This window comes from Paenibacillus ihumii (assembly GCF_001403875.1).
GTDB classification, from domain to species: Bacteria; Bacillota; Bacilli; order Paenibacillales; family Paenibacillaceae; genus Fontibacillus; species Fontibacillus ihumii.
This window is the reverse complement of sequence record NZ_LN884299.1, coordinates 2,569,029-2,584,628: the sequence shown is the minus strand read 5'-3', so window position 1 is coordinate 2,584,628 and position 15,600 is coordinate 2,569,029. Positions and strand designations below refer to the sequence as shown.

Here is a 15,600-nt window from a genome sequence, read left to right as displayed (position 1 = left end):
GGATCGGGTTGCTTCTTTACTTTGCCATGGTATAGAATGGAACTAAATTTATTTGAGGTTGCAAGTGCAGATATGACAGTCTCTTGTAAAGGAGTTTTTATTTTGAATAAAACTGTATTTGAACGGGGCAGTGTCGGGCATATCAGGATCCACGTCCTGCCGACGACCAGATTCAAAACCTTCGCCGTATCGCTCTACGCAGGTATTCCGTTGAATGAAGAGACAGTGACAACGGCGGCGCTTACCCCTTTCGTACTGCGACGGGGAACAGTCTCTTATCCGGAGACGATTCAATTTCGCAAGCAGCTGGAGCATCTATATGGTGCAGGCTTCGGCTTCGATGTATATAAGCGCGGGAATTATCAAATTATCCAGTTCCGCGTGGACACGATTAACGATGAATTTGTGTCCAGCAGCGATTCTTTGCTGCACAAGACCTTCTCCTTCCTCGGCGAGGTCGTTACGAAACCCGTGACCGAAAATGGGGTGTTCCGGGAAGCTTACGTGAATTCGGAGCGGGAGACGGTACGCAAGAAGCTGGAGGCGATCATCAACGATAAAATCCGCTATGCCGCCGAGCGCTGCATGGAGGAAATGTTCCGCGGTGATCCTTATCGCCTTCATCCCCTCGGACAGCGCAAGGATCTGGATGGAATCACTCCAGCTTCGCTGTATGAGGCGTTCCAGCAGTGGCTGCAGCAGGCGAACCTAGACCTGTATGTCGTTGGTGACACGACTCTGGCAGAGGTGCAGGAGCTTGTAGAGCAGCACTTCACCTTAGGCCGTTCCAGCTCTCCTGTATATGTGCCGGTAAAGAGCGAGGCAGCGGGGGGCGACGTCCGCGTCGTGGAAGAGGTGCTAGATGTGAACCAGGGCAAGCTGAATATGGGCCTTCGCATTCCGGTGACGTATGGTGATGACCAATATGCGGCCGCTCTGTTGTATAACGGCATTCTTGGCAGCTATCCGCACTCCAAGCTGTTCATTAACGTTCGGGAGAAGGAAAGCCTGGCTTATTATGCCGCTTCAAGATTCGATGGCCATAAGGGGATCATCTCGATTCAATCGGGGATCGAAATCGCAAATTACAGTAAAGCGCTTGAAATTATTAAAGCCCAGCTGGCGAGCCTGCGGGACGGGCAAATCAGCGAGCTGGAAATGTCGCAGACGAAGGCGATGCTTCGCAACACCTTGCTGGAAATGCAGGACTCCGCATTTGACATCGTTGCGTACGACTTTAATCGGGTACTGTCCGGCCGGGAACGCCCGGTCGAGGAGCTGCTTCGCCAGATAGAAGCCATTACGCCGGAGGACGTCGTTCGCGTCGCCAATTCGGTTGAGCTCGACACGATTTACTTTTTGACAGGGAAGAAGGAGGCGTAGCGGATGGAAGTCATCACGCATGAACGACTGAGAGAGACGGTATACCGGGAGACGATGGACAACGGCCTGCAGGTGTATGTGCTTCCGAAGCCGGGGTTCCAGAAGACGTATGCCACCTTCTCTACCAAGTACGGATCGATTGACAATCATTTTCAGGTGGAGGGCGAAGCCGAGACAAAGGTTCCTGACGGAATCGCTCACTTCTTGGAGCATAAAATGTTCGAGGAGCCGGAGGGCGATATTTTTGCCAAATTCGCTTCTTTGGGAGCCTCCGCGAATGCCTTTACAAGCTTTGACCAAACCGTTTATTTGTTCTCCGCGACCGAGAATCTCATGGAAAATTTGGAGACCCTCGTCAATTTTGTACAGAATCCTTACTTCACGGATCAGAATGTGGAGAAAGAGAAGGGGATCATCGGCCAGGAAATCGGCATGTACCAGGACAATCCTGACTGGCGCGTATATTTCGGTCTGATCGAGGCGATGTATGCCGTTCACCCCGTCCACATCGATATCGCGGGTACGGTGGAATCCATCGGAACCATTACGAAAGAGACGCTGTATACTTGCTATAAAACCTTTTACCATCCGAGCAATATGCTCTTGTTCGTGGTGGGCGGGATTGAGCCGGAGGAGGTATTCTCGCTGGTGCGGAGCAACCAGGCCAAGAAAAACTATAAGCCCCAGGGGAATATTCAACGGCTGTTCGATGCAGAGCCGGCAGAGGTTCATGAGAAACGGAAAGTCATCAAGCTTCCGGTCTCTCTGCCGAAATGCCTGTTCGGATTTAAAGAGACGAAGCTTGGAGTTACGGGCGAGGCTCTGCTGCGACGGGACCTTGCAACCAAGCTGGCTCTGGAGCTCCTGATCGGCACCAGCACGAAGCTGTATCAGAAGCTGTATGACATGGATCTTATTTCAGACGGCTTCGGCCATGAATATAACAGCAACCCGAACTATGCCTTCTCGACGATCGGCGGGGACACCAAGGATCCTGAGCGCCTTCTGGAGATCGTTACAGAGGACATTAAGGCCGTTTTGACCACCGGGTTCGAGAGCGACGACTTTGAACGGGCTCGCAAGAAGAAGATCGGCGGCTATTTGCGCATGCTGAATTCTCCAGAGAACATTGCTCATGAATTTACCCGTTATCGGTTCCGTGGTCAGGATCTGTTCTCCGTATTACCGATTTATGAATCCATGACCTTGGAAGAGGTGAACAACCGGCTGCGCGAGCATATTGATTGGAATCAGCTAGCGGTATCGCTCGTCGTTAGTCCGTAAAGAATGAACAATCATCATGGGATTGATAAGTGCATTGGGGATATGACTGTGCTGATTACGGGGGCGAGCCGGGGCATCGGCGCCGAGATCGCCCTCCGCTTTGCGGCGGTCGGCATGAATATTGTCATTCACTACATGAAATCGCACGAAGCAGCGAATGAGGTGGCCAGAAAGTGCCTTGAGCTGGGGGCTAAGGTATACACGGTCAACGCTGATCTTCGAAGCCGCGAGGAGATTTACCGGATGAAGGAGAAACTGGAGGGCCGTGACCTTAAGCCGGATATTCTGGTGAATAATGCAGGCATTTCTCATTACGGCTTGCTGTCCGACGTATCCGAAGAGCAGTGGGATGAAGTGATGGACGTCAATTTGAAAAGCGTATTTTTATGCAGCCAAGCATTTATGCCTTATATGATACACCAGAGGTTCGGACGAATCATCAACGTCTCCTCGGTATGGGGAATTTCCGGCGGGGCTTGCGAAGCGGTGTATTCGGCCGCCAAGGGGGGCGTAAATGCCTTCACGAAGGCGCTGGCCAAAGAACTGGCCCCATCCTGCGTTACGGTCAATGCGGTCGCTCCTGGGGCCGTGAGAACGGATATGATGGAGCGCTTTGCGGCTGAGGAAATCCGGATGCTGGAGGAGGAAATTCCGGCGGGGAGACTGGCTTCGCCGGAGGAGATCGCCTCCTTGGTGTATTTTCTTGCCCTTCCGGAATCGGGCTATATCACGGGACAAATTATTAGTCCTAACGGGGGCTGGCTGACTTAATATTGCTGACATGTCCGGATTTGACTGATAAACCAAGGAATGGCCGGGGCTCAGGGAGCGGTTGGACGAATAAAGATGCTGGATTCATCGCATATTACGACTGTTGATTTTAAATCTAACGTTCAAGCGAGGAGGATTTAACATGTCAACAGTACTCAAAAATTTTGATACCTGGAAAAAATTCTTGGGTGAACGCGTCAAACATGCGGAAAGATCTGGTCTTAGCGACGAGGCCATCTCTCACCTTGCCTACGAAATCGGCGGCTTCCTGGATGAGAAGATCGACCCTCAGAATGCTTCTAACCGCGCCCTGAAAGAGCTGTGGGATGTCGGCAATGAAGAGGAACGCAAGACGATCGCCCGGCTGATGGTGAAATTGGCTAAGGAAAACGCATAGTTCGCGAAAGGCAAAGCTCCCTGTAATGGGGAGCTTTTCTACCATTTTATACAGCCGCTTGCCTTTCGAAAATATTTTATATATCATAAAACACGTATTGTTATTGTTCGCTGAATTTCTGCAAACTTTTCACCGTTCATATCCACAAATGCAGGAATAATGACCTATTTTGTCGAATAAGTAACTTCTAAGGGATTTGGCGAAGTGGTACATAAATTCGTAGGTCTTTTTGAGTATGGCGATGAAAGATGGCGTTACTGGTCGTCTTTTTTTGGTGAAATAGTACGCAGGATAATTTGGTTGGCTTTAAGCGTAACAATTCAACCCCCGAATTCGTTAATGTACCGAACGGCATTTTATTACAAATTGTATTTTCAATTTCAAATATAAATTTTTTCAATCATTGCAGGAGGTGATGGACGTGTCGAATTTGGGCCAGCAGCTAAAGGAAGCCCGCCTTGCCAGAGGCTTGTCACTGGATGATGTACAAGATATGACAAAAATTCGCAAAAGATACTTGGAAGCCATCGAAGCGGGAGATTATAAAGTGTTGCCGGGAAGTTTTTATGTGCGGGCCTTTATAAAGACATATGCTGAAACGGTTGGAGTTGACGCAGATGAGCTGCTTAACGAGCATCGTCAGGATGTTCCGGCTCCCCAGGTGGAGCAGACGATGGAACCCGTACTGCAGAAGCGCCGCAGCAGACAAACCCCGGTGCGAAATTCAAAATGGATGTCCACAGCGCTGATGTGGTCTTTTGCAATTCTAATTTTGGTTGTCATTTATATGTATTTTACGGTTTGGGGCAAGAATCCAAGTGCGGATAAGAACAATGAGACGGATTCGACGAAATTGACCCAATCAGAGAACCCGGGAAAGCAAGGCGACAAGAGCCAGAACGGAGCTTCTAACGGGGGGGCGAAGGATAAGGATTCGAACCAGCAGCCGGGCGCAGGCAATTCTCCTTCAGACAACAATGAGAACCAGACGGATTCCGCGACGCCGGACGGTACGGACAACGGTTCGAATAACGGTTTAAATGACGATGGTGCTGGAACCGGAACGGGCGGGGAGATCATCGTCCAGCCAGACGGCAAGAGCGGAAGCACGACGAATTTCAAGGTTATCAATCCTGGCGGACAGCCGGTACCGGTCGTAATCAATGCAACCGGTACGAGCTGGGTTGAAGTGTATAAGGGCGGCAAAGGCGGCGAGAAGCTGTATTTTGACAATACGTCCGAGGGGGATGTTTTGACTTATGAGCTCGGTCCTGAGGGGATGTATATCAAATCGGGCGCTTCCGCGAATACGCAAATTACCGTAGCTGGCCAGGTTGTGGATGATGGCAAGAATACTTCTAAAATCCAGCTGAACATGGAGACCGGTGCTCAAGCCGGTGCAGACGGTGCAGACGGTGAAGCGGGCACTGCGAATACCAGCATAGAATAGTTTGCTCTGTGCGGGGGGATTATTGTCTCGCTTTATCAATTATGCTTTTAATGCCGAGTGCATGGGGCTGCGGCTTGACTTGTTTGCTTCTTCCGCATGCTCTCGGTATTTAAGTGTTTAGAATGCAGAGCTGTCAAGCGTATAGACCGGATAGCTGACACAAAATCATCATTAGCGTTTTTTGGGCGGTGAAATGGCCCGAAGAACGCTTTTTTGTCATGCATGGCGTATCATCATAGTGGTTACCTAAAGGGGTTCCATCCAGCAGGTTGGACTTTGTCAATAGGTTTACATATAATTAATAGAGATAAGCAAACAGGAAAGGGCGGAGAGTTATGGCTTCTGAAAACTCATTTGATATTGTCTCCAAAATGGACATGCAGGAGCTCACGAACGCAATTGACCAGACGGAGCGGGAAATTGCCAATCGTTATGACTTCAAAGGGAGCAAGAGCGAGCTTAAGGTCGAAAAGGATGAATTGGTTATCGTCTCGGACGATGAGTACAAGCTGGGGGCTGTCATTGACATTCTGCAGTCGAAAATGATCAAGAGAGGGCTGCCGGTCAAGAACCTGGATTATGGCAAAGTAGAGCCGGCCTCTCTCGGAACCGTACGTCAGCGTATTAAGCTGAAGCAGGGCATCGATTCGGAGAACGCGAAGAAAATCAACGTCATGATTCGCGACTCCAAATTGAAGGTGAAGAGCCAAATACAAGGCGACCAAATTCGGGTTACCGGAAAGAGCAAGGATGATTTGCAGCAGGTGATGCAGATGCTTCGCAAAGGCGATCTATCGCTGGATTTGCAATTTACCAACTTCAAATAATCGTTCCTAATGCTGGTCTTTCGCCGCGTGGTTCAGCGCGGTGAGAGACCTTTGCACGTTTTTGACAGGGGATATTCATAAAGCTTATACTTGTAGGGAAAAACGGGTATATCGGTTAATTTCAATGGGGGATACTGCATATGACGGAAAAAGTGAACATCGTGACACTCGGTTGTGAGAAAAATTTGGTGGACTCGGAAATTATGTCGGGGCTGATCGATCAGAGGGGCTATCGCCTCGTAGAGGATCGGGAAGAGGCCACAGTTATTATCGTTAATACCTGCGGATTCATTGATGCTGCCAAGGAAGAATCCGTAAACACGATTCTGGATTTGGCGGATTTGAAGCAGACGGGCAACTTGAAGGCGCTGATTGTTTCCGGCTGTTTAACGCAGCGCTATAAGCAGGCTTTAATGGAGGAAATGCCCGAAATTGACGGTATTGTCGGAACCGGGGATTTCTATAATATCAATCAAATTGTCGATGAAGCGCTGAAGGGCAAGAAACCGATTCAAGTCGGCAATCCGGTGTTTAATTATGAAGAGGTGCTGCCTCGCAAGGTATCGACGGCCAAATATACTACATATGTCAAAATCGCGGAAGGCTGCGATAACAATTGCACGTTCTGCAGCATTCCGATCATGCGCGGGAACTTCCGCAGCCGCTCGATTGAATCAATTATCGCTGAAGTGAAGCTTATGGCCTCGCAAGGGGTGAAGGAGATCAGTCTGATCGCACAGGATTCGACCAACTACGGTACGGATCTCTATGGCGAGTATAAGCTGGCTGAGCTGATGAACAGGGTAGCGGAGGTTGAAGGCATCGAGTGGGTACGGCTTCATTACGCTTATCCGGGCTTTTTCACCGACGAATTGATCGAGACGATCGCGACGAATCCAAAGATTTGCAAATATGTCGATATGCCGCTGCAGCATAGCGAGGATGCGGTGCTGAAGCGGATGCGCCGCCCCGGACGGAACCGCGATATTCGCGAGTTGATCGCCAAAATTCGTTCGCGCATTCCGAATGTCTCTCTCCGCACCTCGCTGATCGTCGGATTTCCGGGGGAAACGGAAGAGGATTTCGAAAGACTGTGCGATTTTGTAAGGGAAATCAAGTTCGACCGGCTCGGCGTCTTCACTTATTCGAAGGAAGAGGATACGCCTGCTTCTAGGCTGCCGGATCAAGTTGCGGAAGAGGTGAAAGAGTGGCGCGCCAATACGCTGATGGAAATTCAGCGCGAGGTGTCCAACCAGAATGCCGGCAAGTTCGTCGGCCAAGTGCTGGATGTGCTGGTGGAACGCTATGACGGGCGCAGCGATGTCTACATCGGACGTTCGCAATATGATGCACCGGAAATCGACGGAGAGGTGTACGTGACGAATTGTCCGGTCGGCATCGGGGAAATGGCCAAGGTGCGAATTACGCATGCTTATGAATACGATATGTCTGGGGAGGGTGTCCTTTGAACTTACCCAATCGCATAACCATTGCCCGAATATTCATGATTCCGGTCATGCTTGTGTTCCTGCTGGTGGATTTCCAGTGGTGGTCATATGAATTATCGTTGGGAGGATATACGCTGCCTGTAAACCAGTTGATCGGAGCATTATTGTTCATCGTGGCTGCCAGCACGGACGGCATCGACGGATATATTGCCCGCAAGCATAATATGGTCACCAATCTCGGCAAGCTGCTTGATCCGCTTGCGGATAAGCTGCTGGTTGCCGCTGTGCTTGTAGCGCTCGTCGCCATGGGCGAGATCGAAGCGATTATTGCGATTATTATCATCAGCCGGGAGTTTGCTGTGACGGGACTGAGGGAGATTGCGTTGCTGGAGGGATCGGTGATCGCGGCGAGCAAATGGGGCAAAGCCAAGACCATTGCTCAGATCATTGCCATCTCGGTGCTTCTTCTGAACAATTTTCCGTTTGAATGGCTTAACATTCCGTTCGATGAAATCGCGATTTGGGCCGCTACGCTGATCACGATCTATTCCGGCATCGATTACTTCGTAAAGAACAAAAAGCTGCTATCCTTCTCTAAAAGCTAGGAGACAAGCTGTGAAGACAGGCATTGCTCCGTCAGTTAGTAGTGCGGATTAGGCCTGAACGAGATTTTCTGCTGTATTTTGCTGGTGGAAGGAGACGTGGGAGAGATATGAAAGCCGAAATTATCGCCGTAGGGACCGAGCTTCTGCTCGGACAAATCGTAAATACAAATGCGCAGTTTTTATCCCAGGAATTAGCGTCTCTTGGGATTGACGTGTATTTTCAAACCGTGGTCGGTGACAATATGGACCGGTTGCGGCAGGCGATTCATACCGCCGAATCCAGGGCGGATGTGCTTATTTTCTCGGGCGGCATCGGGCCGACGCAGGATGATTTGACCAAGGAGGCTTTGGCTTCTGTTCTGGGAAGAAGTCTGCATTACGACCGGATGGCGATGGATAACATTGACCGGTTCTTCCAAGGCCGCAAAATTCCGATGACCGAGAATAACCGGCGCCAGGCTCATGCGATCGACGGCTGTACGCCGCTGCAGAACGAGACAGGGCTGGCCGTTGGAAATGCGATCGCTCATAATGGAAAGTATTATATTGTATTGCCCGGGCCGCCAAAGGAATTGATTCCGATGTTTCAGAAGCAGGCAAAGACATGGATTCTGCAGCATGTGCTGACCCATGAGAAACCGATTTACTCCAAGATGCTGAAATTTGCGGGGATCGGCGAGTCGGCTCTGGAAACCCGGGTTCTCGACTTGATCGAGGGACAAAGCGATCCGACCGTTGCTCCCTATGCCAAGGAGAGCGAGGTAACGCTTCGGCTTACGACGAAGGCCGATTCTGAAAGCGAGGCGATGGCCAAGCTGGAGGGACTGGAGAAGGAAATCGGTGCGCGGCTGGGAGATCATCTGTATGCTGCCGAGGATGTGCCGATTGAGAAGACGATTGTCGATATGCTCACAGAGCTGAATTTGACGGTTAGCTGTGCCGAGAGCTGTACCGGCGGACTGCTTATGGAGACCATTACCACCATTCCGGGGAGCGCTGCAGCGTTCCATGGGGGGATCGTCTGCTATTCCAATGAAATGAAGGAAAAGCTGCTCAATGTTCCTCATGATATGCTGGAGGGTGAGAACGCTCCTGGAGCGGTGAGCGCCGAGACCGCGAAGGTGCTCGCCGAGCAGGTGCGCATGATTGTCGATACCGATTTCGGCTTATCGATCACTGGCGTAGCCGGTCCCGGATATTCGGAGCGCAAGCCGGTAGGGCTTGTATACATTGCCATCTCCCGCCGCGGGCATGAGACCGCTGTGCATGAGCTGAACCTAAAGGGCAACCGCGAGACGATCCGGATTCGCTCGACCAAGACGATTCTATACCATCTATGGAGGCAGCTTAAAGAAATTGCCGATCATGCGTAGCTGTCTGTTGTTCGTATTTGCAAAACTAACAACACTCGAGGTATAATGGATTTACGGAAGAACCGTGGCCTAACTAATTTGTTGCGCTGCGGTTCTTTTTTTGTTGATTTGGTGACCCTGCTCCGCATGCAAGCAAATCCCTTAGAGAGAGCGCTCTGTAGTAAGTCAGGAAATAGAAGCAAGCCCCACTAACGTAACTCCCAAGCCAAGCATCCACGAGTCGAGGAACCAAAATGATTAAGCCTTGCGCCACATGCAAGCGAATCCCATAGGGAGAGCGCTCTGTAAGCAGGAAGTAGAAGGAAGCCGCACTAACGTAACTCCAAGCCAAAGTATCCACGAGTCGAGGAACCAAAGTGTTAAGCCCTGCGCCGCATGCAAGCGAATCCCACAGGGAGAGCGTTCTGTAAGCAGCAAGCAGCAGCAAGCCGCTCCAGTGTAACTCTCAGCAGTAAGTAATAGCAGGAGCGCAAACCAAGAGCGTACCCGCAGGGTGACAAGCGGCTCGATTAGCGGCCAAGTACCCGGGAGCTCGACCTTCTCTCCTTAAGCAGCGTGTTTTCAGGTGGCCCGGGTGAACCCTAAGTAAGACGTACCCGAAGGGGGAAAAGCGTTCCACGCACAACGCCAAGCGCATCCCCGAAGGGGACAGCGTGCAGGAGCGCCTCTGCACCTCCCACGTTCCCTCAATTTGCGGGAGTCCCGAGGGCTGCAAGCCCTGCGGGGGCCCTCCCTTACGGTAAGGGAGGGTTTGGGAGGGTTGAGACACCCGAATATATGTTCGAAAAAATGCTTGGCAAACGTTCCAAAACAAGGTACAATTATTAATGTAAAGTCCTATTATTAATCAATTCGATAAGGATGTGAGCTGATTGTCAGATCGTCGTGCAGCGCTGGATATGGCGCTTCGTCAAATAGAAAAGCAATTCGGTAAAGGTTCAATCATGAAGCTGGGTGAGTCCACTCATATGCAGGTGGAAATTGTACCCAGCGGTTCATTGGCATTAGATATAGCTCTCGGTACGGGCGGACTGCCGCGCGGCCGTATTATTGAAGTATATGGTCCGGAATCCTCGGGTAAGACGACGGTGGCGCTTCATGCCATTGCTGAAGTTCAGAAAATCGGCGGACAAGCCGCATTCATCGATGCGGAGCATGCGCTGGATCCTTCTTACGCCAGCAAGCTTGGCGTAAATATCGATGAGCTGCTCCTCTCCCAGCCGGATACGGGAGAGCAGGCTCTTGAAATCGCGGAAGCTCTTGTAAGAAGCGGTGCCGTCGATATTATCGTTATCGACTCCGTTGCTGCCCTCGTTCCGAAAGCGGAGATTGAAGGCGAAATGGGGGATTCGCACGTAGGCTTGCAGGCGAGATTGATGTCACAAGCGCTTCGCAAGCTGTCGGGTGCCATCAGCAAATCCAAAACGATTGCTATTTTCATCAACCAGCTGCGCGAGAAGGTCGGCGTTATGTTCGGTAATCCAGAGACGACGCCTGGCGGACGTGCTCTGAAATTCTACTCTACCGTTCGCCTTGATGTGCGCCGCGTAGAGACCATCAAGATGGGGAACGACATGGTCGGGAACCGTACACGAATCAAAGTCGTCAAGAATAAGGTCGCTCCTCCGTTCAAGCAGGCAGAGATCGATATTATGTATGGCGAAGGGATTTCCAAGGAAGGCAGCATTATCGATATTGGCGTGGAGCATGACATTGTTGATAAGAGCGGAGCATGGTATTCTTATTCCGGTGAACGTCTGGGTCAAGGCCGCGAGAACGCGAAGCAGTTCTTGAAGGAGAACCCGCAAATTGCAGACGCCATTGAGCAGAAAATCCGCGAAGTCAGCCAGTTGTCCACAGTTGTTCCTCCGGCTTCAGCAAGTGAGCAAGAGGAAGATGCGAAAGAAGAGCAGGCGCTTTTCGAGGAATAATAATTTAGAAATGATATGCGCTCTGTATTCTGGCTTAAGCCAGGACAGGGCGTTTTATTTTTTGCAGAAGAGGTAAGCCAAGCTAACATTTGAACAAAAGTAAGCCGGAGAGCGGGAAGGAGGACGGCCAATGAATGAAAGACATGGAACCAGTGGGAGGCAGGCTGCACCAGGAAAGGACGGCAGGCGTTTGCAGGAACCGCAGGGAATAGTTGATATTTCAGAAGAGCGTTTTTGGGGCAATACTAAGGAGGAATCCCTTGCCGAGGAACCAAGCTTTTCGGATTTTCCGGATGACGGCGAAGTGGAAATTACGAGGGTGGAGGCTCTGAAGCGGCCGAAGTTCCGTTACCGGATTTATTTCGGCACCCATAGCATTGAGGTTCACGAAGATGTGATGATTAAATATCGGATGATCAAGGGAGCTTCATTTGCCAAAGCAGACTTGGAAGAGATTATCGCCGCCGATGAGCGGCAGAGAAGCTATGGCGACGCCCTATTGTATTTGAGCCGCAAGCCGCGTACGGCTTACGAAATTGCGATCCGCCTCGGTGAGAAGGGATGGAGCGAGGATACAGTGGGCGAGGTGCTTCGCAGACTAACACAAGAGGGACTTATAGATGATGCTGCATACGCTCAGGAATGGGTCAGGCAGCGCGTTGGGAACCGGGGGAAGGGTAAGCTATGGGTTCGCCATGAACTCATTCAGAAGGGGATTGCAAAGCCTTTGGTCGAGGAGGCGCTTGGCGAAGTCAGTGAAGAGGATGAATATAACAGCGCCTTACAGCTAGGGAGGAAGAAATGGAATTCCACCACAGGCGAACCCATAGATAAAAAACGCAAGACAGGGGCTTATCTTATGCGCAGAGGATACTCGGGCGGGCTTGTTGCCAAAGTAATCCGCGACCTGGTCCATCAAGACGGTCAGGAAAATGCGGAGGATTGGGAAGAGGAGTAAGCTTGTTTGCCGGACTGCTGTCATTTGCTTGACAATATCTTTCGTCAAATAATAAAATGTCTATATGCGCAGAGTCCTTTTTTCCTTCCAAAATTATGACTCTGCACACATTCTATTCGCCAATCATGAAGGCTTATAACTTTTTAGCTCATGCTTATAGTGAGCAGCCTACCTGAATCGGCCTGTATTCGATTCTTAGAAATGATGATGAATTGGGAAAAGTTAACTACAACTGCAAGTATCCCAAGGAATGCCTTGGAGGAATCAACGGGGAGGTGAACAGATGCACGATGGAGTCTGGATCGCTCTCGTTGCAGCCGCTTTATTCTTTGGGTTCGTGATCGGATATTTTATTCGCAAATCTCTTGCAGAAGCTAAAATTTCCAGTGCGGAACACGCTGCAAGTCAAATCTTGGAAAGCGCAAAGAAAGACGCAGAAGCACTGAAGAAAGAAACAGTCCTGGAAGCTAAGGACGAAGTCCATAAAATCCGGACTGAAGCTGATAAAGACATTCGTGAACGTCGGAATGAAATTCAACGGCAGGAAAGACGATTGTTGCAAAAGGAAGAGTCGCTGGATAAAAAATTAGAATCGCTTGAACGAAAAGAAGAGCAGGTGGCAGGCAAAGAGAAGCGAATTGAAGAAACTCAGCAGCAAATTGATCAGATTTATAAAGATCAGGTTCAGGAGCTGGAACGGATCTCCAACTTGACGATGGAGGATGCCAGAGTCATTATCCTGAATAATGTAGAGCAGGAAGTTCGTCATGAAACGGCGCAGCTGATCAAAGACATCGAGCAGCAGGCGAAAGAGGAAGCCGACAAGAAGTCGCGTGAAATCATTACGCTGGCTATCCAGCGCTGCGCGGCCGATCATGTAGCGGAGACGACCGTATCCGTTGTAGCACTGCCGAACGAAGAGATGAAGGGACGGATCATTGGCCGCGAAGGACGGAATATCCGCGCGCTGGAGACGTTAACCGGAATCGACCTGATCATTGACGATACGCCAGAGGCGGTCATTCTGTCGGGCTTTGATCCGATTCGCCGCGAAATCGCGCGCACTGCGCTTGAGAAGCTTGTGGCAGATGGACGGATTCACCCGGCGCGGATCGAGGAAATGGTCGAAAAGTCACGCCGCGAGGTGGATGAACGAATTCGCGAATACGGGGAGCAGGCAACCTTTGAAGTTGGTGTTCATGCGCTTCACCCGGATCTGATCAAAATTCTGGGACGGCTAAAATTCCGGACAAGCTACGGACAGAATGTGCTGAAGCACTCGATGGAAGTTGCCTATTTGGCCGGCCTTATGGCTGGAGAATTAGGCGAAGACATCGTACTGGCCAAGCGGGCGGGATTGCTGCATGATATCGGTAAAGCGCTTGATCATGAAGTGGAAGGATCTCATGTCGAGATCGGCGTGGAGCTGGCCAAGAAGTACAAGGAGCATCCGGTGGTGATCAACAGTATCGCATCCCATCATGGGGATTGCGAGGCTACATCGGTAATTGCCATGCTGGTCGGGGCGGCTGATGCCTTGTCGGCAGCAAGACCTGGCGCGCGCCGCGAAACGCTGGAAACATACATCCGGCGTCTCGAGAAGCTTGAAGAAATTTCGGAATCGTTCGAAGGCGTGGAGAAGTCCTATGCCATTCAAGCTGGCCGTGAAGTTCGCGTCATGGTACAGCCTGATAAAATCGACGATGCAGAAGCATTTCGTCTGGCTAGAGATATTACGAAGACGATTGAGAATGAACTGGATTATCCCGGACATATCAAGGTTACCGTCATTCGTGAGACGCGGGCGGTTGAATACGCAAAGTAAAGCCAATGCTGAGAAAGTGGCCCTTTTGGGGCCGCTTTTTCTCATTGCTTATGAGATACAATTAATGATTTTAGGGAGGTACCTGCCATTAAGGTTTTATTTATCGGAGATATCGTAGGAAGCACGGGACGCAGAGCACTTAAAGAAACGCTGCCTCATTTGAAATCCAAATATAATCCTCACATCATCATTGCAAACGGCGAGAATGCGGCGGGGGGGAGAGGCATTACTGCGGCGATTGCGAAGGAGTTTTTCGAGCTCGGCGTACATGGTCTAACGATGGGAAACCATACTTGGGACAATAAGGAGATTTTTGAATTCATTGATGATGAGCCGCGCATGGTCCGTCCGGCCAATTTTCCCCCAGGTACGCCGGGGCTGGGTCATACTGTCATTAAAGCAAACGGCAAGGAACTGGCAATCGTTAATCTGATGGGACGCACCTTCCTTCCGGCCATAGATGATCCATTCAGAGCTGCTGACGTGATCATTGGAAAATTAGCCAAGAAGCATAAATGCATCCTCGTTGATTTTCACGCTGAGGCAACCTCGGAGAAAATCGCCATGGGCTGGCATTTGGATGGGCGGGCATCCCTCGTTGTAGGCACGCATACGCATGTCCAGAGCAACGATGACATCATATTGCCCCAGGGAACAGCGTATTTAACAGATGTGGGCATGGTTGGCTCGCGGGAAGGCATTCTGGGCATGGAGAGGGAAGCGGTATTGCGGAAATTCACGACACAGCTGCCGGTACGCTTCCAAGTATGCGAGGGGAAATGGCATTTTCATGCCGCCGTGGCTGATATCGACGAGTCTTCGGGCCGGGCGAAGCAAATTCAAAAAATTCGTCTGCTGGAGGATGAGTGGATCATGGAATAGGCGTCCCTAGCATAAGGCCTGAATATCGGCTGCGGAAGATGGGCACCTGGTAAAAAGCAGGAATTTTTTCGCTTCTAACGAATATCTTCTAAGTAGTGGAATCAACCATTATTCCCAGGGAGGTACTTACCATGGAAGTATTAAAAGTTTCAGCAAAATCCAATCCCAACTCCGTTGCCGGTGCGCTAGCTGGAGTTCTAAGAGAACGTGGCGCTGCTGAACTTCAGGCTATAGGGGCCGGTGCTCTCAATCAAGCCATTAAAGCGGTAGCGATTGCCCGGGGATTCGTCGCACCTAGCGGTGTCGACTTGATTTGCATTCCGGCGTTTACGGACATTGTCATTGACGGCGAAGATCGCACAGCCATTAAACTGATCGTTGAGCCTAGATAAAATAATACATCGCATCATAATTAGATACCTGTTTACGAGTGCTTGCGTAGACAGGTTTTTTGCATTTTAGGCAA

The 15,600-nt window shown here is 50.5% G+C and carries 14 protein-coding genes; all 14 read left to right on the top strand.

The features are described 5' to 3' along the window. Positions 1-102: 102 nt before the first annotated feature. The 14 genes from yfmF (at position 103) to BN2762_RS18645 (ending at position 15,526) form a co-directional block, all read left to right on the top strand. Entirely contained in the window at positions 103-1,383 is a 1,281-nt protein-coding gene (gene yfmF, locus BN2762_RS18710) for an EF-P 5-aminopentanol modification-associated protein YfmF (RefSeq protein ID WP_055108401.1), read from the top strand. A 3-nt stretch (positions 1,384-1,386) separates the two neighbouring features. Further along, entirely contained in the window at positions 1,387-2,667 is a 1,281-nt protein-coding gene (gene yfmH, locus BN2762_RS18705; protein WP_055108400.1) for an EF-P 5-aminopentanol modification-associated protein YfmH, read from the top strand. A gap of 3 nt (positions 2,668-2,670) precedes the next feature. Beyond that, complete coding sequence (ymfI, locus tag BN2762_RS18700; RefSeq protein WP_055108399.1) at positions 2,671-3,438, top strand: elongation factor P 5-aminopentanone reductase; 768 nt, start codon at positions 2,671-2,673, stop codon at positions 3,436-3,438. 142 nt (positions 3,439-3,580) lie between these two features. Next, the gene (locus BN2762_RS18695; protein ID WP_055108398.1) at positions 3,581-3,835 is read left to right on the top strand and encodes a DUF3243 domain-containing protein; all 255 of its coding nucleotides are present in this window, start codon (positions 3,581-3,583) and stop codon (positions 3,833-3,835) included. Between the two features lie 415 nt (positions 3,836-4,250). Further along, positions 4,251-5,285 carry a RodZ domain-containing protein gene (locus BN2762_RS18690; protein WP_392391580.1) on the top strand — a complete coding sequence of 345 codons (1,035 nt, stop codon included), beginning with the start codon at positions 4,251-4,253 and terminating at the stop codon, positions 5,283-5,285. Between the two features lie 335 nt (positions 5,286-5,620). Beyond that, the gene (locus BN2762_RS18685) at positions 5,621-6,112 is read left to right on the top strand and encodes a YajQ family cyclic di-GMP-binding protein (RefSeq protein ID WP_055108396.1); all 492 of its coding nucleotides are present in this window, start codon (positions 5,621-5,623) and stop codon (positions 6,110-6,112) included. Between the two features lie 140 nt (positions 6,113-6,252). Further along, positions 6,253-7,581, top strand: a complete 1,329-nt coding sequence (rimO, locus tag BN2762_RS18680) for a 30S ribosomal protein S12 methylthiotransferase RimO (protein WP_055108395.1) — start codon at positions 6,253-6,255, stop codon at positions 7,579-7,581. Then, positions 7,578-8,165: a CDP-diacylglycerol--glycerol-3-phosphate 3-phosphatidyltransferase gene (pgsA, locus tag BN2762_RS18675; protein ID WP_055108394.1), complete on the top strand. Its 588-nt coding sequence runs from the start codon at positions 7,578-7,580 to the stop codon at positions 8,163-8,165. Before rimO ends, pgsA begins: the two co-directional genes overlap by 4 nt. A 107-nt stretch (positions 8,166-8,272) precedes the next feature. Then, positions 8,273-9,538 (top strand): competence/damage-inducible protein A, encoded by a 1,266-nt coding sequence (locus tag BN2762_RS18670; RefSeq protein ID WP_055108393.1) that lies wholly within the window; start codon positions 8,273-8,275, stop codon positions 9,536-9,538. 872 nt (positions 9,539-10,410) lie between these two features. After that, complete coding sequence (recA, locus tag BN2762_RS18665; RefSeq protein ID WP_055108392.1) at positions 10,411-11,469, top strand: recombinase RecA; 1,059 nt, start codon at positions 10,411-10,413, stop codon at positions 11,467-11,469. A 130-nt stretch (positions 11,470-11,599) separates the two neighbouring features. After that, positions 11,600-12,427: a regulatory protein RecX gene (locus tag BN2762_RS18660; protein ID WP_055108391.1), complete on the top strand. Its 828-nt coding sequence runs from the start codon at positions 11,600-11,602 to the stop codon at positions 12,425-12,427. 283 nt (positions 12,428-12,710) lie between these two features. Further along, the gene (gene rny / locus BN2762_RS18655) at positions 12,711-14,252 is read left to right on the top strand and encodes a ribonuclease Y (protein ID WP_055108390.1); all 1,542 of its coding nucleotides are present in this window, start codon (positions 12,711-12,713) and stop codon (positions 14,250-14,252) included. A gap of 87 nt (positions 14,253-14,339) precedes the next feature. Beyond that, a complete protein-coding gene (locus BN2762_RS18650; protein ID WP_055108389.1) occupies positions 14,340-15,134 on the top strand; it encodes a TIGR00282 family metallophosphoesterase in 795 nt (264 codons plus the stop codon). 131 nt (positions 15,135-15,265) lie between these two features. Beyond that, a complete protein-coding gene (locus BN2762_RS18645) occupies positions 15,266-15,526 on the top strand; it encodes a stage V sporulation protein S (RefSeq protein ID WP_006286829.1) in 261 nt (86 codons plus the stop codon). The last annotated feature ends 74 nt before the right edge of the window (positions 15,527-15,600 follow it).

Coding starts and splice junctions, on each gene's coding strand:
- yfmH (WP_055108400.1), top strand. CDS start 1,387: ATGGAAGTCATCACGCATGAACGACTGAGAGAGACGGTATACCGGGAG.
- rny (WP_055108390.1), top strand. CDS start 12,711: ATGCACGATGGAGTCTGGATCGCTCTCGTTGCAGCCGCTTTATTCTTT.
- rimO (WP_055108395.1), top strand. CDS start 6,253: ATGACGGAAAAAGTGAACATCGTGACACTCGGTTGTGAGAAAAATTTG.
- BN2762_RS18645 (WP_006286829.1), top strand. CDS start 15,266: ATGGAAGTATTAAAAGTTTCAGCAAAATCCAATCCCAACTCCGTTGCC.
- BN2762_RS18670 (WP_055108393.1), top strand. CDS start 8,273: ATGAAAGCCGAAATTATCGCCGTAGGGACCGAGCTTCTGCTCGGACAA.
- ymfI (WP_055108399.1), top strand. CDS start 2,671: ATGAACAATCATCATGGGATTGATAAGTGCATTGGGGATATGACTGTG.
- BN2762_RS18690 (WP_392391580.1), top strand. CDS start 4,251: ATGGACGTGTCGAATTTGGGCCAGCAGCTAAAGGAAGCCCGCCTTGCC.
- BN2762_RS18660 (WP_055108391.1), top strand. CDS start 11,600: ATGAATGAAAGACATGGAACCAGTGGGAGGCAGGCTGCACCAGGAAAG.
- BN2762_RS18685 (WP_055108396.1), top strand. CDS start 5,621: ATGGCTTCTGAAAACTCATTTGATATTGTCTCCAAAATGGACATGCAG.
- BN2762_RS18695 (WP_055108398.1), top strand. CDS start 3,581: ATGTCAACAGTACTCAAAAATTTTGATACCTGGAAAAAATTCTTGGGT.